The sequence below is a fragment of the Enterobacter cloacae genome (assembly GCF_013375935.1).
Classification (GTDB): Bacteria; Pseudomonadota; Gammaproteobacteria; order Enterobacterales; family Enterobacteriaceae; genus Enterobacter; species Enterobacter pasteurii.
The window spans coordinates 3,841,970-3,858,531 of record NZ_CP056117.1; the positions used below are offsets into that span (position 1 = coordinate 3,841,970).

General features: G+C 53.9%; 16 protein-coding genes and 2 pseudogenes. 3 read left to right on the forward strand and 15 right to left on the reverse strand.

The annotated features are described in order from the left end of the window. Positions 1 to 46: 46 nt before the first annotated feature. The 9 genes and pseudogenes from ldtE to HWQ14_RS18040 all read right to left on the reverse strand — a co-directional run bounded on the left by ldtE (position 47) and on the right by HWQ14_RS18040 (position 9,136). Entirely contained in the window at positions 47 to 1,060 is a 1,014-nt protein-coding gene (gene ldtE / locus HWQ14_RS18000; RefSeq protein ID WP_176610536.1) for a L,D-transpeptidase LdtE, read from the reverse strand. 97 nt (positions 1,061 to 1,157) lie between these two features. Next, positions 1,158 to 1,574 carry a cysteine desulfuration protein SufE gene (sufE, locus tag HWQ14_RS18005; RefSeq protein WP_176610537.1) on the reverse strand — a complete coding sequence of 139 codons (417 nt, stop codon included), beginning with the start codon at positions 1,572 to 1,574 and terminating at the stop codon, positions 1,158 to 1,160. A gap of 14 nt (positions 1,575 to 1,588) precedes the next feature. Beyond that, the gene (gene sufS, locus HWQ14_RS18010) at positions 1,589 to 2,809 is read right to left on the reverse strand and encodes a cysteine desulfurase SufS (protein ID WP_176610538.1); all 1,221 of its coding nucleotides are present in this window, start codon (positions 2,807 to 2,809) and stop codon (positions 1,589 to 1,591) included. Beyond that, positions 2,806 to 4,077 (reverse strand): Fe-S cluster assembly protein SufD, encoded by a 1,272-nt coding sequence (sufD, locus tag HWQ14_RS18015; protein ID WP_176610539.1) that lies wholly within the window; start codon positions 4,075 to 4,077, stop codon positions 2,806 to 2,808. Before sufD ends, sufS begins: the two co-directional genes overlap by 4 nt. Beyond that, positions 4,052 to 4,798 (reverse strand): Fe-S cluster assembly ATPase SufC, encoded by a 747-nt coding sequence (gene sufC / locus HWQ14_RS18020; RefSeq protein ID WP_176610540.1) that lies wholly within the window; start codon positions 4,796 to 4,798, stop codon positions 4,052 to 4,054. Before sufC ends, sufD begins: the two co-directional genes overlap by 26 nt. 9 nt (positions 4,799 to 4,807) lie before the next feature. Further along, positions 4,808 to 6,298, reverse strand: a complete 1,491-nt coding sequence (sufB, locus tag HWQ14_RS18025) for a Fe-S cluster assembly protein SufB (protein ID WP_148418981.1) — start codon at positions 6,296 to 6,298, stop codon at positions 4,808 to 4,810. Between the two features lie 8 nt (positions 6,299 to 6,306). Further along, a complete protein-coding gene (gene sufA / locus HWQ14_RS18030; RefSeq protein WP_148418983.1) occupies positions 6,307 to 6,675 on the reverse strand; it encodes a Fe-S cluster assembly scaffold SufA in 369 nt (122 codons plus the stop codon). Positions 6,676 to 6,998: 323 nt separating this feature from the next. Further along, positions 6,999 to 7,727 (reverse strand): MerR family transcriptional regulator, encoded by a 729-nt coding sequence (locus HWQ14_RS18035; RefSeq protein ID WP_148418987.1) that lies wholly within the window; start codon positions 7,725 to 7,727, stop codon positions 6,999 to 7,001. Between the two features lie 187 nt (positions 7,728 to 7,914). Beyond that, positions 7,915 to 9,136: pseudogene (locus tag HWQ14_RS18040) on the reverse strand (diguanylate phosphodiesterase). 338 nt (positions 9,137 to 9,474) lie between these two features. Between HWQ14_RS18040 and ycgZ the strand changes: the two are divergent. Genes ycgZ through HWQ14_RS18055 form a run of 3 tightly spaced genes read left to right on the forward strand, consistent with a single transcriptional unit; the run spans position 9,475 to position 10,347 of the window. After that, positions 9,475 to 9,714 (forward strand): regulatory protein YcgZ, encoded by a 240-nt coding sequence (gene ycgZ / locus HWQ14_RS18045; protein ID WP_148418990.1) that lies wholly within the window; start codon positions 9,475 to 9,477, stop codon positions 9,712 to 9,714. A 4-nt stretch (positions 9,715 to 9,718) separates the two neighbouring features. Further along, complete coding sequence (locus HWQ14_RS18050) at positions 9,719 to 10,039, forward strand: hypothetical protein (protein WP_176610541.1); 321 nt, start codon at positions 9,719 to 9,721, stop codon at positions 10,037 to 10,039. Positions 10,040 to 10,068: 29 nt separating this feature from the next. After that, complete coding sequence (locus tag HWQ14_RS18055; protein ID WP_022647868.1) at positions 10,069 to 10,347, forward strand: biofilm/acid-resistance regulator YmgB/AriR; 279 nt, start codon at positions 10,069 to 10,071, stop codon at positions 10,345 to 10,347. A gap of 116 nt (positions 10,348 to 10,463) precedes the next feature. Here HWQ14_RS18055 and HWQ14_RS18060 read toward each other — a convergent pair whose 3' ends face one another. The 6 genes and pseudogenes from HWQ14_RS18060 to HWQ14_RS18085 form a co-directional block, all read right to left on the reverse strand. Beyond that, the gene (locus HWQ14_RS18060) at positions 10,464 to 11,105 is read right to left on the reverse strand and encodes a helix-turn-helix transcriptional regulator (RefSeq protein WP_176610542.1); all 642 of its coding nucleotides are present in this window, start codon (positions 11,103 to 11,105) and stop codon (positions 10,464 to 10,466) included. A gap of 40 nt (positions 11,106 to 11,145) precedes the next feature. Further along, positions 11,146 to 11,658, reverse strand: a complete 513-nt coding sequence (locus tag HWQ14_RS18065) for a fimbrial protein (protein WP_176610543.1) — start codon at positions 11,656 to 11,658, stop codon at positions 11,146 to 11,148. 11 nt (positions 11,659 to 11,669) lie between these two features. Then, positions 11,670 to 12,629, reverse strand: coding sequence for a fimbrial protein (locus HWQ14_RS18070; protein WP_176610544.1), 960 nt, complete (start codon positions 12,627 to 12,629; stop codon positions 11,670 to 11,672). A 9-nt stretch (positions 12,630 to 12,638) separates the two neighbouring features. Next, positions 12,639 to 15,157 (reverse strand): annotated as a pseudogene (locus HWQ14_RS18075) (fimbria/pilus outer membrane usher protein). A gap of 48 nt (positions 15,158 to 15,205) precedes the next feature. Continuing rightward, complete coding sequence (locus tag HWQ14_RS18080) at positions 15,206 to 15,883, reverse strand: fimbrial biogenesis chaperone (protein ID WP_176610545.1); 678 nt, start codon at positions 15,881 to 15,883, stop codon at positions 15,206 to 15,208. Between the two features lie 62 nt (positions 15,884 to 15,945). Continuing rightward, positions 15,946 to 16,476 (reverse strand): fimbrial protein, encoded by a 531-nt coding sequence (locus HWQ14_RS18085; RefSeq protein ID WP_176610546.1) that lies wholly within the window; start codon positions 16,474 to 16,476, stop codon positions 15,946 to 15,948. Positions 16,477 to 16,562 lie beyond the last annotated feature (86 nt).

Sequence of the window (16,562 nt, forward strand, 5' to 3'; positions counted from 1 at the left end):
AATGGCGCACATTGTGCGCCATTTTTTTTTGTCTGCGTCAAACCGCCTACTGCGTTACCTTCTCACCTTCGCCTTCCACGACCGCCGCTGATACCCGACTGTTCTGCACCGACAGGACCGCACTGCCTGAAGATGGCGCATTGCCCGCTGATACGGCTACCGGGATACCTGCCCTGCGAGACAGCGCCTTATCAATAAGCGTTTTATCGCTGCCCGCCTCCCCTGCAAACGCGGTGAACGCCGCAGAGTGCGTGAACGATGCCGTCTGAGGGTTTTCCCCTTCGACCTGCGCCAGCGGCCTGTGGACTTCGATATAGCGTTTACCGTCCGGCTCTACGGAGAATTTAACCGGCTCATTGATAATCTGTACCCGCGTTCCGACGCGCACGTTTTCAAACAGCGCTTTAATATCCGGCGCGTTCATTCGCATACAGCCAGAGCTAACGCGCAGCCCTACGCTGTCCGGCGCGCTGGTACCGTGAATGAGATATTCCCCCTTCCCGATGCCTAAACGCAGCGCATAGCGCCCCAGCGGGTTATTTGGCCCTGCGGGTACCACAGGCGGCAGTTTAATACCCTGCGCCAGAGAGCGTGCTCTGATGCCCGCTGTGGGCGTCCACGTTGGGTTAGGGATTTTCTGACTCACGCGAGTGGTGCTGACCGGCGTTTCCAGCCCAAGCTGACCAATGCCCAGCGGATAGACCTGCACGATATTTTCACCCGGCGGGTAGAAGTAAAGACGCAGCTCCGCCAGGTTCACCACGATGCCTTCTCGCTCGGTGTCCGGGAGCAGCATCTGGGACGGGATGGTGATCGCCGTACCTGGCGCAGGGTTTACCGGCGCAATGGTATTATTCGCTTCAAGAATAAGCTGCGCCGCGGTATTAAACCGGCGGGCGATCGCCTGGAGTTTATTGTCCCCTTCCTGAATGGTGTACGTCTGATTTTGCCCAATCAGGCGGCTGCCCGCAGGCGGCAAAGGATAATCAACCGCCCGGGCTGAATTAAGCGCACCGAGCGAACCGAGGAGTAATAGAGTTATTAGAGACGCGCGCTTCATGCTGAGATTCCTTATTCACTGGCAGAACGCCAGAAAGCTGAAAAACCAGCGAGGTGGAAACCACCCCGCGAAACAGAATGAATGCTGTTCTGTAAGTTTAGCTAAGGATTGCGGCTTTGGCGCGGATAGCGCGGATCATCGCTTCCAGCCCCTGGGAGCGGGACGGAGTGAGGTGCTGGGTTAAGGCCATTTTTTCAAACCACGGGCGGACGTCAAAGGCGACAATATCCTGCGCCGACATCTGGTGATAAAGAATAAACACGACGGCAATCAGCCCCTTTACGATGGCAGCGTCGCTGTCGCCCTGAAATTCTATCGCCCCGTCGTCATTCTGCCGCATCAGGATCCACACCTGGCTCTGGCAGCCCTGAATGATGTTGTCCGGGTTATGCGCCTCTTCGCCGAGCGGCGGCAGGCGCTGACCCAGTTCGATGATATAAAGGTATTTCTCTTCCCAGTTTGCGCAACGCCCAAAGTTGCGCAGCAATTTATCTCTGTCCGGCAATTCTGCCATCTCTCGCCTCTCCGTTAGCCAAGCAGCTGGTGAATACGTTTTAGTCCCGCCACCAGCCTGTCGACCTCTTCCATTGTGTTGTACATCACCAGCGACGCGCGGCACATCGCGGGCACCTGATAAAAGGCCATCAGTGGCATTGCGCAGTGGTGCCCTGTGCGCACGGCGACGCCGTAATTATCGAGGAAACTGCCCACATCGTAGGCGTGATGCTTCCCGAGGTTAAACGCTATTACGCCAAGACGGTCTGCCGGGCCGTATAAGGTTAAATCCGGGACGCCGGCAAGCTCGTGCAGGGCGTACTGCATCAGCTGCCGCTCGTACTCCTGAATAGCCTCCAGCCCCGCTTCAGAGACGTAGCTAAGGGCCGCTCCCAGCCCGACAATCCCGCCCGTGTTTGGCGTACCTGCCTCAAAGCGCCACGGCGCGCGGGCGTAGGTTGTGCCTTCCGTCAGGCTGACGGTGGCGATCATCGACCCTCCCCCTTCCCACGGCGGCATGGCCTGGAGAATGTCCTCTTTTACGTACAGCACCCCGATGCCCGTCGGGCCATAGAGCTTGTGGCCCGAGAAGACGTAGAAATCGCAGTCCAGCGCCTGAACGTCTACCGCATGGTGCATAACCGCCTGCGCCCCGTCAATCAGCACCTTCGCGCCAGCCTGGTGGGCCTTATCGACGATCTGCGCCACCGGGTTTTCCGTCCCCAGCACGTTTGAAACGTGGGTTACGGCCACCAGCCGCGTCCTGTCGTCCAGCAGTGCATCCAGCTGCTCCAGCTGCAGCGTGCCGTCTTCGTTCAGCGGGATCGTCCGCAGCTGTGCCCCCACGCGCTCACAGAGCATCTGCCACGGCACGATGTTGGCGTGGTGCTCCATCTGGGTGATGATGATGTTGTCACCCGCACGCACCTGCGCAGTGCCCCAGCTGTTGGCCACCAGGTTGATCCCTTCGGTGGTCCCGCGTACGAACACCAGCTCTTCCGCCGAACGCGCGTTGAGGAAGGCCGCCGCCTGCGTACGCACGTTTTCCATGCGCTGCGTCGCTTCGGCGCTCAGGGTGTGAATACCGCGGTGCACCGCCGCATAACCGTGGCGGTAAAATTCCGCTTCCGCATCCACCACCTGGTTCGGTTTTTGCGCGCTGGCCGCACTGTCGAGATAGGCCAGCGGCAGGCCGTTTACCTCACGGGTGAGCACCGGAAAATCTGCCCGGATCTTCTCTACGGGGAACGTCATGCTTCGCCTCCAGGCAGACGCTGGCCGATGCGGGCCAGCACCTGCTGTTTAAGTGCGCCATCGGGCAGCGCTTCCGTCAGCTCGGCCGCAAAGGCGTAAATAATCATCTTTTGCGCCGCCTGCTGGTCTATTCCGCGCGAGCGCAGGTAGAACATCTGCTCATCGTCAATGCGCCCGACCGTCGCGCCATGGCTGCACTTCACGTCGTCGGCGTAGATCTCCAGCTGCGGCTTAGTGTCGACTTCCGCCAGACGCCCCAGCAGAAGGTTATTGTTGGTCATCTGCCCGTCGGTTTTGATGGCGTGCTGCGCCACGTTGATCAAACCGTTAAACACCGCACGTCCTTTGTCGCTGACGATGGTTTTGTGCAGCTGGCGGCTGTTGCAGAAACCTTTGTTGTGCTCAAGCCAGGTACGCGTGTCGCACACTTCCGATTTGACCGGCATCGCCAGGCTGTTAATGCGCAGCGTGGTGTTTTCTCCGTTCAGCCGGGTGCTGGTATTGTGGCGCAACACCGCCCCGCCGAGCAGGAAGCTGTGGCTGTACGCCGCGGCATCCTGGCCAAGCAGCACATCGTTGTGGGCAAAGTGGTGGCTGAGCGGATTCTCAAACGCCAGCTTGATATGGTGAAGCTGAGCATTGGCGGCCACGTTCATCGTCAGGCGCGAGCCGGTGAAGTGACGGGTATCGTTAAGGCTGACGTAATGCTCGATTACCGTCGCCTCCGCCCCTTCTGCCAGCTCAAGATGATGGCGATAGTGGGCGGTGTTGATCTCGTCACCCTCAACGCCCTGCGTGATGTGCATCAGCAGCAGCGGCTTCGCCGGGCGCTGGTTACGCTTCACCCGAATATGCGTCACGCTCCTGGACAGGCTCTCGGTCAGATGCAGAAAGACCTCAGGCTGAACCGGGGCGCTCAGGCTCTGGCGCTCGTCGTTAATCTCGATATCGAACCCGCTGTCCTGCACGCTATCGCTCAGCTCGGCCCGGAACTGGCCGTCGACAAACACCAGACGCACGGCATCCACGCTTACCGCCAGCGCGTCGCGCCTGTCAGGGCTAACCTGCGCCAGACGCGTAACAAACTCGCCGTTCAGCAGGCCGTCCAGCGGAGTATATTTCCAGTTTTCATGCTTGCGCGTAGGCAGGCCGAGACGCAGCATCTGCTGAAGATGGTGCTGAGCCTGTTCAGAACGCGATTCGCCCTGCGCTTCAAACAGCCGGTGCCACTGCTGGAGTGCATTACTGCTGTTCGGTAAGCCAGCCATAACCCTGCTCCTCCAGTTGTTTAACCAGCGTAAAGTCGCCGGATTTCACAATGCGCCCCTGGTAAAGCACGTGGACGTAGTCGGGCTTGATGTAATCCAGAATGCGCTGATAGTGGGTGACGATAATGAATGACCGTTTGCCGTCGCGCAGGGAGTTCACCCCGTCAGCGACGATCTTCAGGGCATCGATATCCAGACCGGAGTCGGTCTCGTCGAGAATGCACAGCTCCGGCTCAAGCACCGCCATCTGGAGTATATCGTTGCGCTTTTTCTCACCGCCGGAGAAACCCACGTTCACCGAGCGGGTCAGCAGATCTTCCGGCATTTTCAGCAGCCCGATCTTCTCTTCCATCAGGTCCTGGAAATCAAAGCGATCCAGCGCCTCCAGGCCGCGATACTTGCGCACCGCGTTCAGCGCGGTTTGCAGGAAGAACTGGTTACTGACGCCCGGAATTTCTACCGGATACTGGAAGGCCATGAAGATCCCCTCACCGGCTCGCTCCTCCGGCGACATCTCCAGCAGATCTTTACCGTTAAACTCAACGGAGCCGTGGGTGACTTCATAATCTTCGCGTCCCGCCAGCGTCGCTGAAAGCGTGCTTTTCCCGGAGCCGTTTGGCCCCATAATGGCGTGAACTTCACCCGGCTTAACGTCAAAATTAAGGCCACGCAGGATGGCTTTTTCTTCCACGCTAACCTGTAAATCTTTAATGCTTAACATGTGCTTTCCTTAACCGACGCTGTGTTCAAGACTAATGGCGAGGAGTTTCTGGGCTTCAACGGCAAATTCCAGCGGCAGTTCAGAGAACACGTCCTTACAGAAGCCGTTAACAATCATTGAAATCGCATCTTCTTCACTTATCCCGCGCTGCAGGCAGTAGAAAAGCTGGTCTTCACCTATGCGCGACGTGGTGGCCTCGTGCTCAAGCTGGGCGCTGTTGTTGCGGCACTCGACGTACGGGAAGGTATGCGCCCCGCAGTCGGCACCAATCAGCATCGAGTCGCACTGGGTGAAGTTACGCGCGTTGGTGGCCGTCGGCATAATTTTCACCAGCCCGCGATAGCTGTTCTGGCTGTGCCCGGCGGAGATACCTTTGGAGATGATGGTCGATTTGGTGTTTTTACCAATGTGGATCATCTTGGTGCCGGTATCGGCCTGCTGATGTCCGCTGGTCAGGGCCACGGAGTAAAACTCACCGATGGAGTTATCCCCGCGCAGAATGCAGCTCGGGTATTTCCAGGTAATGGCGGAGCCGGTTTCTGACTGCGTCCAGGACATCTTGCTGTTTTCGCCTTCGCACAGCGCGCGCTTGGTGACGAAGTTCAGGATCCCGCCGGTATTGCCGTCGCCCGGGAACCAGTTCTGCACCGTGGAGTATTTCACTTCCGCGTCTTTATGGATGATGACTTCCACCACCGCCGCGTGCAGCTGGTAGCTGTCGCGTACCGGCGCGGAACAGCCTTCAATGTAGCTGACGTAGCTGCCTTCGTCCGCCACCAGAATGGTGCGTTCAAACTGGCCGGTTTTTTCCGCGTTGATGCGGAAATAGGTCGATAGCTCCATCGGGCAGCGCACCCCTTTCGGCACGTAGATAAAGGTGCCGTCTGAGGCTACCGCCGCGTTGAGCGCCGCAAAGAAGTTGTCGTTACTCGGTACCACGGTGCCGATATACTTTTTCACCAGCTCCGGGTGGTCGTGAATGGCTTCGCCGAAGGAGCAGAAAATGATCCCCTGCTCCGCCAGCTTTTCACGGTAGGTCGTTGCCACCGATACGGAGTCAAAGATGGCATCCACCGCCACCTCTTTACCCTCACGCACGGGCACGCCGAGCTGGTTAAACGCCTCTTCCACCTCTTTGCTCAGGAAGCTGTTATCCGCGCCCGTTTGCTGTACCGCACCGGGCTGCGACGCGCAGGTGTCATCACAGCTGCCGCAGGATGGCGCGGAGTAATAGCTGTAATCCTGATAGTTCAGCTTGTCATAGTGCGCCTTAAGCCAGTGTGGTTCGTCCATCTCCAGCCAGGCGCGGAAGGCGCTGAGGCGAAATTCCAGCATCCACTCCGGCTCGTTACGCTTGGCCGAAATGGCGCGCACGACGTCTTCATTGATGCCTTTCGCCAGCTCGTCGGTTTGCAGCTGCGTGAAGAAACCCTCTTTATAGTTGAGGTGTCCGCCGCTCCAGGTGTTTACATCACTCGTTGCTTCAGTATTACGAGACATAGTACCGCCTATACCCCAAAGCTTTCGCCGCAGCCGCATTCGTTCTGGGCTTTCGGGTTATGAAATTTGAATAACTGGTTTAAACCTTCCCGAACGTAATCGACTTCAGTTCCGTCGATAAACGGCATGGCCTGAAGCGCGACGTAGAGTTTTGCTCCGTCGGTTTCAAAGACCAGGTCATCTTTTTCGGGCTCGGTAACGGTGTCCAGCACGTAGCCAAAGCCCGCGCAGCCGGTCTGCTTAACGCCCAGGCGCACGCCGAGGATATCGGGGTTTTTCCCCACCAGCTCGTGTATGTGGGCCGCTGCCGCAGGCGTGAGCGTTAAGCCACGCCAGGCGAAATCGGCCGGATTGAAGGTTTCTGAATGCAGTTCCATAGGTCCACCTCATCTGATAAGCCACCAGGGCATAACACCATGTTAGTGATAACGATTATCACTTCAACCCCCTGCGAGCAGGGGCTTTGGGCTAAACCGCCCTTTTTGGCTACTTTCATTAAGCATAGACCCTGTGACGGGATGCGGATGGGATGGTTATATTTGTTCAATGCATTGATAAATAATGCATTTCATCAGAAAGATCGTGGCGTGGCAGGCAAAAAGAAAAAATGCATTGAAAATACCTATTTTTGAGATAGATATTGTTCAGGACTGAAGAAGGAAATGCTTAAACAAAAAAGGCCCTGACGGACCCCCTTAATTTAGTGGTGGAACGATACCGCAAAGCCCTGTTCACGCCAGTGGTCGAGCTGTTCCTGCTGGCGAGGCGTCGGCGCTTTACCTGTCCAGACGAAGATTTTTTGCCCCGGGAAGAGTTCCGGGCGCGGAGAATCAATCGGTTCAGCCAGTACGTCAATGTGCCAGCCTTTACCCGCAAGACGCGCCGCTTCCAGCCACAGGTGCGTACGGTCGTCGCATTCCCACCCTACCAGCAGCGCGTCTTTACCCGCTTTTTTTCGCGCGTCCAGCAGGCTTGTGACGGCAAATTCGATCAGGACGCCGTCGAGCAGGCTCGCCATATGGCGCACCGTATTCTGATCCTGGTTCATTCGCTGTCGTACCGGGGTAATGATGTTATCGATCAGGGCGTCCATCGCATGGTCGCGGCGGAACTCGCCAATTTTGGCGCGCAGCTTTGCCGGGCTGGCATAGCGCAGAACGGTCAACATCTCTTCCTGGAAGGATGCCCAGTTCCCCTGCGTCATCACTTCTTTATTTTCAAGAAGGGCTTTTACTTTGCCGACCGAAATGCCCGTTTTCATCAGGCGTTTGATCTCTTCGATACGCAGGATATCCTCATCGTCAAACTGACGATGACCCCCTTCGCTGCGCTGCGGCTTCAACAATCCATAACGGCGCTGCCAGGCACGCAGCGTAACGGGGTTGATACCGCATCGTTCGGCCACTTCGCCGATACTGTAATAGGCCATTAACTCCCTCACGCTCAATACTTCCATACCTAACCTAACCAACCTTATCAGATTGTACAAACCATTTGTATAACTAACTCCTCGTTCTGAGCAAGTGAATGGCTCAATGAGCCATTCACTCGTTAATATATTGTTGTATAAATTTTGCCGTACGTACAGGTAACTCTTGCGGGTTCAGTACAAGTTTTTAAAAATCGAACTTTTTCTCAGGCCACGCAATCGCCGGAATACCGCCAATGCGCGGGCTGGCAAACAGGTGTCCCTGGAACTGAGAAATCCCGGCAGACTCCAGCCACATCCACTCTTCCGCCAGCTCGACGCCTACGGCACAGAACTGGATCTCCAGCGAGGCGCAGCACTTGATTATCGCCTGCACGATGGCCTGACGCGGGCCGCTCTTGTGTACGTTAGCGATTAAATCACGATTAATCTTAATTCTGTCCGGCTGGAACTCGGCAAGCAGCTGTAGCCCGGCAAATCCGGCCCCAAAGTGATCGATGGCCACGCTGATGCCGGCGCTTTTGAGCTGCCGGACCGCACTGGTAAACTCTTCGAAACGCGAGATCGCCTCACGCTCGGTAAATTCGACCACAATCTGCTCCGGCACAAATCCGTTCGCCTCGATTGCCGTAAGTAAAAAATCCACGGCACCGGGAACGTTCACCAGCGTCATCGGCAGCAGGTTGATGCACAGCGTTTGATCCTGCAAGCCCAGCGCGCTGGCCATCGACAGCGCCACCTGCTTGCTTTTCAGATCCGAGTCGTACAGCGCCTCGCTCGACTGGTTAGCAAAGTAAGCTTCAGGGGAATCACCGTCAGGCGTGCGGATCAGCGCTTCCCAGGACACCACCTGCTGCATAAAGGGATCGACGATAGGCTGGAACGCGAAGCTACACTCCGCCCCCCTTTGGCACGACCGCGGGCTGGGACGACAGCGCCGTCTCTTCGCTGACAAAATCCCAGGAGTCTGCCGGAGGCAGCTCAAAATAGTTCGCTTTTTCAGTCGCCTCAACGAACGTGCGGAAAAACTGCAGGGCACGGTCGTTGTAGGTCAGCTGATACTTTGTCGTGCCTTTATCAAGCACCTGTTGCAGCACTTCGTCCGTGTCGTACTGACGAAGGTCAAAAAGCTCCATACCGGCGTTGCCAAACCGTCGTAAGGGGCCGTGATCGCTCAGCAGCTCGACCACGTTGTGGTGTCGCGGATCCTGGCAGATGAGCTGATAGATTTCCCTGACGTTTTCAGCGGGCCCTTCCAGTAACTGGAAAAAGTGGGTGCCGTTAAACAGCAAAATCCCCGTCACATCGAACTGGCGATTTCTACAATTTGCAGCAGCTACCATGTCCTCCAGCGCTTTCACTGGAACGTCCTCGCAGATATGGCTGCGGTAAATGATGGTCGTTAGCATGCTAATCCTGAAGATAGAGGGGGTGACCACGAAGCTCGTGGATAGCGCTCTGTTATAGCATATTTATTGCCCAACAAATAATTTACATCTCAATGAGTTAAACAGCATCCAGGTAACATTTGGCAGTTTGTACAACTCCAGGTCTCCGCTTCGGATTGTACAATATATTCTCGGGTAGACGCTTAAAATTATCTAGAAGCAAGACATTGATAAATAAAGAGTTTATAAAATATATTATAAAATGTTTAAAAAATTGTACATTTTAAATGTACAGATTTGAAAATTATGTATACCTTAAATGTAACGTTACTGATTACAGATTTTTACAGGAGCGAAACATGCACCAGAATGGTTACGTCGCAGACTCAGCAGCAGCCATTGCGCAGTACTTCGAAAAAGCCGCGCTGCCAACCCAGCAGGAAACGCTGGGTCAGGTTGTTGTTGAAATTCTTAGCGACGGGCGGAATCTCAACCGCAAATCGCTCTGCACCAAACTTTTGAGCCGACTCGAAAAGGCCGATGGCCCGGAAGAGGAACAACATTATCACATGCTGCTCGGTCTGCTGTTCGAACGTTAATGTTATGAACAGCACAGACGCAGACAAACTTATCGACCTGCTTATTGGAGAAGCCGTTCTTTCACTTCTGAAGGAGCGAGGATCCGTGACGTCCGGTGGGTTGATTGAGCGGCTGCGCGACATGCAGACATATGAAACGGATCCCCGGCGGCGGGAGACGCTGGCGACGGTAATAGCTGAAATCAGCTCAGACACGGTCGCTTTTAAAGGTCGCAGAACCGCGCAAGGACGAACAGAGAGAGAGGGAACTCTCCAGTCTAAACAAGACAATGTAGTGCCCTTATTTGGTAATGGAAAACCGTCCGATTCCAAAAAGATACATTGACTTCTACTTCACAGCTACGGTGAGAACAAATGAGACAAAATATTCAGCTTCAACCCGAATACCATTCCGCCTTTTTAGATAGCGCGTTGTCGGAATATTTCCGCCACGCCGGCGATCGCTTTGCTGAAGAATCTGCCATTTTTTCAACTGCGGTACGTTGTGTTCTCGCCTCCGAAGGTCATCTGACCAACAAGGCGATCATCCTCTGGCTGATCCAGACGCTGGAAACTACCGATGATGTCGTTAAGGCGGACGTGATCCGTAAGACGCTGGAAATCGTTGTCGGCTATACCATGGACGATCTGTAATTATCCCGCCTGGTTACTGATACCACATTCTGAAGGCTCGCACAGCGAGCCTCTTGTTCTGACCACACATCATAGCCGCATAGCTCAGCAAAAGCGCAGGCGTTTCAGCCCCCCCATCAGGCCCGATTATTTTCCAGATAATCACGAAGCAGGTTCGGACGGCTCTTTTTCTCCATCATCCGTCTCAGCAATACCACCAGCCCGAAATCACTTCGCAGGTTAAACTTCTGCATCATCATATATTTGTGGGTAAAGACCGTTTTGTCGCTCATCTTTAGCGCGCTTGCGGTTTGCACAACCGAAAGCCCCCGGTAAAAATTCACCATAATACGAATCTGCTGCCGGGATAAATCCTTATGCCTGCACTCAAAGCAGGATTTTTTACTCCAGGCGTAGTCCGGTAACTGCGTCCTGAACCAGGCGATAAACAGAGCGCCGCAAATACGATCGAGCGATGCCCGGCGGGGAATGAAAATGATGTCCTGAAAGCAGGAGGGCAACGCGGTAAATCGCAGCTCATCGTCGACCATCCCAATCACAATCCCCTTTTGCCGGGACAGCAGCTCTGGAAAACAGGTCAGCGTCTCACCCTGGCATAATGAAAGGACGATGATATCGGCCTGGCTGACGTTGTCATGAGTCAGGTCGAGGCTAAAGCGGATACGATGATGAAAGTTATGCGCAAAAAAATCTTCGAAAAAATACCGTAGCCCCGCCTGGAAAAACAGATCGGTTTCCTGAATCAGAATCGTTAACATCGTTGATACCCACGTCTTTTATGAAGGCTATTTACCGGCCTCAGTTGTACTGCATCGTCATGACAACCACTGCACTGATGCTTCCCGGCGTGACGCCACCGACCACGGACACCACCGAGGCCTGCATGGGCAGGGTCGCGGTTCCGTCTGCGGCAACGGTTTGGCTCATAGCGGAGCCTGTTCCCTTCAGCGTACCGGTTTCGGCGTCACGCATGGCAATCGCCACGCCGGTGGCCGAACCGCTGTTCCTGAAGTAATCCGCGCCCGCCATGGGATCGGGGGTGCCGGTAAACGAGACCGTCACGCCGCGCGTTCCCGGCGGGCACCGGGTGAAGCGGAGGCTGAACGGCACCGGATCCGAGGCTGAGCCCGGCATCGCCAGGTTGGTTGCCTGGATATTGCCCAGATTAATATCCAGACTGTTATTTCCTTCATTAAAGATACACGGGGAGGCAACGATATTTCCGGTAACGCTGACGTTAACGCTCTCCCCTGCAAATACGCTACAGCTAATTAAGACGGCGGCGTGCGCAACCGTGCGCAGTATATTCATCGCTTTATCCATTACTGGTACGTTAAATCAAGGGTTGCTGATGCGTTAGCTTTACCGGTAGTAACAGTAGGCTGAGTCTGATAATAACGTGCGGTTACAGGAAAGGTTTCCTGACCACCAGCAGATCGTTTCAGAACAATTCGGCTGTTTAACTCTAGCGGGGCCCCATTGTATAATAATTGCACGCCGACACCTTTCGCCACATCCACATTCCCCTGTCCAGTCAAGGCTAATACGCTTCTGGCACCTGCGTCAGGGTTTTGCGCGCCCTGTAACATGACGTTGATATTAGCGTTGGTGTCGCAATCAAGGCCTAAATTCTGCGTATTTTGCGCGCCAGATGGAACTGTACCTACCGTACTTCCAAAATTCGCTGCTGAAATATCGCCTAAAGGAAAACTTAAATCAGGCGTTGTGATTGAACACGCTAGTTGAGTCACCTGATTACCTGTAAAGTTGACCGTTAACGATTGAATTCCATCATCTCCATATGCCTTTGCCAGTAATCCAGAACCGATCGCGCCTGAGGTGATTTCGCCCGTCTTTATTAAAGTGACTTCCAGCGGAGCAACAACCGTGATTGTCGGTGATAATACTGAATACTGTCTGATTTTTGAAAAATACCAACCTGCAGACGTAAACCTCAAGCTAATCCCAACGCCGGGGACATTCGTATTATAATAGTTAGGTATTGCCGAAGGATTACTAAACTTAATCATCTCATACGTTATCGTCCCCGTGCCTGTACAATAATCGATATCACCCGTCCCATTGGTAATAAAACTACTTATCACGGTTCCTGCTGGCGCGTCACGTTGAACGTATACCGCGGGCTGCTGTATGTTAAACGGTTGCGCTGGTTCAAATCCCTCTCCCTGATAGTTACAGTCTGCTTCAACAGGCACAGAACATAACCATAAGAATGAAGGAATAAATCGCCAACGCAGCCTATGTTTATTTTGATAACACATTATTCGTCCTCAGCTACAATTAAAAGCAACGACAGAAATAGCGGTAAATTTATCTTTTTCATTGATTCTGTAGTTGACCCGACATTGCTCTGACTCTTCATTACCCCATTTAACCAACAACGTTCCGTTTGGGCTCAATCCAGTCAAATAAACCTGCCCTTTATCCCCTACGATAAAACTGCTCTCGCTATTTGCGGCAGTCGCGATAGCGCCAAACGGTACAGGCTCTCCACCGCGGTGATGAAGCGTCATTAACACCCGCATACCCACTTTTGCTACATAATCCGCTCTTACCACCGCACCACGGGTCGGTATCACTGTCTTATTGGTCAGCTCCAGCTCCACGTCATCCGGGAGCGTATCGGTCCTCAGCGCCACGTCGTTCTTACGGTACGGCGTCAGGTTGCTCACTGCTGTGTACCCCCGCCAGTCGGTTTTTGCCCCGCTCTGATTCTGGATACTCACCCCTACCGCCCCGGGTGCTTTTACCAGCACACTGGTCTCACCCAGCGGTTGCGAGAAGGTAACCCCGTCGGCGTGGGCAATTATTCCACCCTGTAATCCATAGTTCAGACGATCGCTACCCTTGTCATAACCGTAGCCAGCATAGGCCTCACCATAGGTGCCTTTGAAATCAACGCTGGCGTTTCCGGTATAGCCCACGGCATCGGTTCCATGGCCTTGCTGCACGTTCCAGCTGAGAGCATTGTTCTCAAGCGCAGTGCCGTTCAGTCCAACGCTGTGCGTAGTGCCGTTGTTCTTGCTGGCGTTTATGCTGTAGTTAACCCACGTACGCGGCAGTAAAGCCTCTAATGGGATGCTTACGCTCAATGCAATCTGCCGATCTTTGCCGTAGCGGGTTGTACGACTGTAGCTGTCGGTACTGCCATTTTTACTAAAGGTATAGGTGATTCCGTAGTTCACGCTCTGCCAGGCGTTGTTATACCCGGCGCCGTAAGACGCAATGGTTTTATCTGAATTCCAGTAATCTTCACGTACGGCGCTAAGCGTAAGCGCCCCCCAGGCTCTGACCAATATTCTGGCTCATCGTCAGCTCAGCGCGGTTGCGACGGCGATTCTGTAATGCGCTATTGTCACTATAGTTATCCAGGACTTCCTGCATGCCGTAGTAGCCGCTGGTTGAATAGCGGTAGCCAGCAATGGCGAAATGGGTTCCCGTCCCGACAAAGTTCTTGCTGTAGCGAATACGCCAGGACTGCCCGCTGTTTCTCTGCATGTTCTGTAATGTTGACCACGCCTGGGTTACATCCGTTGAGAAGGCACCAAAGTCGCCCAGGTTTTTACCCATACCGGCAGCCAGAGAATGATATTTACTCGCCTCCTGGAAACCGCCGTACAGGGTCAGGCCATACGGCAAGCCGTAAATCCCCGTCAACTGGCTGAACAGGGTTTGATCTGCATCGTTGTTAGAGGAGCGGTACTGGCCTCCGGTTATAGCAAACTTGAAGCGCCCCTCTCGCTGTAGTACCGGCAATGAAGCAAAGGCCACGCTGAAGCGCTGCTCGCTGCCGTCACTCTCTTTCACGGTGACATCGAGATCGCCCGCACTTCCAGTTGGATAGATGTCAGTAATTTCGAAGGCCCCGGGAGCCACGTCGCTCTGGTAAATCTGATAGCCATTTTGGTGAATGATCACCTGTGCATTGGTACGCGCAATACCGCGCACCACTGGGGCATAGCCTTTCAATGAGTCCGGCATCATGTCGTCGTCAGAGGCAAGCTGCACGCCGCGAAAGGGAATACTGTCGTAAACGTCCGCCTGAGAGGCACCGTCCCCTGTTGTGAGCTGCGCTTTTAGTGGAACGATCGCCCGCTGAGCGTAGACGTAGACATTGTCCCATTTTCGGTTTCCGTTGCTATCGCGGATCCAGGTGGCATAATTGCGGATCCGCCATGGACCGACGTTAATTCCGGAACGCAGGTTGGCGTACAGGCTGTTAGCGTTGCTGCCATGTCCCCAGTTATTCGAGCCGCTTAGGCTGTAGTTAAGCAGCGCAGCGGCGATCCCTTCATCCCACATTTCTGGCGGCACGTATCCGCGTGCCTGCGCTGACAGCGCCGCCTGTGGAATGCCGATCGCCAGCTGCTGTGCACTGAAAACGAGCTCGGTGGAAGCCTGAGGGATCGCCGATAGCTTTGCACATTCCCCCCCCCGAAGCCAGATCGGGAAATAGTCCGGTTTTAATTCCCCAGCTGTTGAGCAGTGCCACGCTCAGGCAGGGCTGCAAAATCGTCTCGCCTTCTGCATTTTTTACCGCGTCGAATTTGATATCACGCGTATCGACAATCTGCCCGCCGATAAGAACATCAATCCGATACGTGCCGGGCAGCTGGGAGCCGGCCTCAAACGCAGAGAGGTCAGCACCCTTCATGCCTGGATTATCAAGCTCTATCAACTCTGGGTTAAAATATTCATTTGCATAAGTAGCTGAAGCAAGCGCAGTAGCGATTAAACAAGCAAGGGATGCCAGTTTAAATAAAACTGCCCGCTTATTAAGCTTATTCACCACGTTGCTCCATCTGGACGAAATATAGGTGTTCTGTCACAGTGCCTTTCAAAGGCTGGCGTTATGTACCTTTCCGACACCACCGTAATCGTTTATAATTTTGAAGGTTACCGTTTCACCGGTAATACCTTTCGGCAAATCAAATCGCGCGCTAGCCCCTGGAAGCACATAGGTTACGTCCTCAAGCTTTTTACCATTGATGCTGATTTCATTGAAATTCATGACTACCTTCGTCGGGTTAATTACCTGAATCTGACTCCCGCTACGCCGCCAGGTTAAATTATCTGCGAGCTCATCTGGAATGACCCCTTTCAGCGCAGCTGGACGGTAAATCAGCTTAATGCGTGTTTTCACCGCTATTTGCAGCGCGTTATTTTTTCGCGACGCAGCAGGAATAGATTTGATGTTTAGCCAGTAAAGTGACTCTTTATCCTGAGCAACTGAACCCGCTAATACGATACGCTCCACGTTTTGCTGCCCTTTATCAAGCCGATACAGCGGTGGCGTAATAATAAAAGGCGTTTTCTCAGCGCTCCCATTTTGCGATTCCACCCACGACTGAATTAAATAAGGCGATGAGTCCGGGTTAGTGACGCTAACAGAAGATTCCTTTTTATTGCCATCATAAACGACACGCGTCCCTCCAATTATCACGCCAGCATTTACCTCTGAAATACCGACAGAAAGAAATACGCAGGCAACGACAGTTTTACTCAGAAAATGCATTTTATTCCTCAATAACGAAGGGGCCGACCAGACCGGCCCCCCAAGGCTTCCGTCAGGAAAAATCAGTTATAGACGACGGAGAAATTAGCCACAGAATTTGCGGGGCCAGCCGTTACCGCTGACGCCGTTGAAACGTACTGCGCGTAAAAGTTCAGCGTATTGTCAGCCGTGCTGCTGAGCGCGTAGGTATAGCCGTTGCTGCCGTGTAACGGCAGGTCGGCTTTGTCTGCCGTCATCAGGTTAATCGCCACCCCTGTTGCCGCGCCCGCCAGGGAGGTATCCACCGCCAGCAGGCTGGAATTGGTTAGATCCGGCGTACCGTCAAAACGTACTTTTGCACTGTTGACCGTCACCGGGCAGTTTTTCAAAATAATATTGAACTGTGTCGCCGCCGTTCTGGCACCCGCTGCCGAGAATTCCGTTTTATTATAATCGCCCAATACCACTACCTGATTCTGCGATGCCACATCGACGTCGCAGGCGGAATCCAGAATATTACCGTTAAAATTAACGGTGCCGGCCGCGGCGAAAACGTTGGTCATGCTCAGTAAAGAACCTGCCGCAAACATTGCCATCATCAAATTTTTATTCATAGTGCTCTGTCCTGTGTCGCTTTTATTGACCACTTATATTCAGGCAAAAAAAAATAATGCCCGTCGATGAGTTAAAATTTATACAA

Coding starts and splice junctions, on each gene's coding strand:
- sufB (WP_148418981.1), bottom strand. CDS start 6,298: ATGTCTCGTAATACTGAAGCAACGAGTGATGTAAACACCTGGAGCGGC.
- ycgZ (WP_148418990.1), top strand. CDS start 9,475: ATGCACCAGAATGGTTACGTCGCAGACTCAGCAGCAGCCATTGCGCAG.
- HWQ14_RS18055 (WP_022647868.1), top strand. CDS start 10,069: ATGAGACAAAATATTCAGCTTCAACCCGAATACCATTCCGCCTTTTTA.
- HWQ14_RS18060 (WP_176610542.1), bottom strand. CDS start 11,105: ATGTTAACGATTCTGATTCAGGAAACCGATCTGTTTTTCCAGGCGGGG.
- sufE (WP_176610537.1), bottom strand. CDS start 1,574: ATGGCAGAATTGCCGGACAGAGATAAATTGCTGCGCAACTTTGGGCGT.
- HWQ14_RS18065 (WP_176610543.1), bottom strand. CDS start 11,658: ATGAATATACTGCGCACGGTTGCGCACGCCGCCGTCTTAATTAGCTGT.
- HWQ14_RS18070 (WP_176610544.1), bottom strand. CDS start 12,629: ATGTGTTATCAAAATAAACATAGGCTGCGTTGGCGATTTATTCCTTCA.
- HWQ14_RS18085 (WP_176610546.1), bottom strand. CDS start 16,476: ATGAATAAAAATTTGATGATGGCAATGTTTGCGGCAGGTTCTTTACTG.
- HWQ14_RS18035 (WP_148418987.1), bottom strand. CDS start 7,727: ATGGCCTATTACAGTATCGGCGAAGTGGCCGAACGATGCGGTATCAAC.
- HWQ14_RS18050 (WP_176610541.1), top strand. CDS start 9,719: ATGAACAGCACAGACGCAGACAAACTTATCGACCTGCTTATTGGAGAA.
- sufA (WP_148418983.1), bottom strand. CDS start 6,675: ATGGAACTGCATTCAGAAACCTTCAATCCGGCCGATTTCGCCTGGCGT.
- HWQ14_RS18080 (WP_176610545.1), bottom strand. CDS start 15,883: ATGCATTTTCTGAGTAAAACTGTCGTTGCCTGCGTATTTCTTTCTGTC.
- sufS (WP_176610538.1), bottom strand. CDS start 2,809: ATGACGTTCCCCGTAGAGAAGATCCGGGCAGATTTTCCGGTGCTCACC.
- sufC (WP_176610540.1), bottom strand. CDS start 4,798: ATGTTAAGCATTAAAGATTTACAGGTTAGCGTGGAAGAAAAAGCCATC.
- sufD (WP_176610539.1), bottom strand. CDS start 4,077: ATGGCTGGCTTACCGAACAGCAGTAATGCACTCCAGCAGTGGCACCGG.
- ldtE (WP_176610536.1), bottom strand. CDS start 1,060: ATGAAGCGCGCGTCTCTAATAACTCTATTACTCCTCGGTTCGCTCGGT.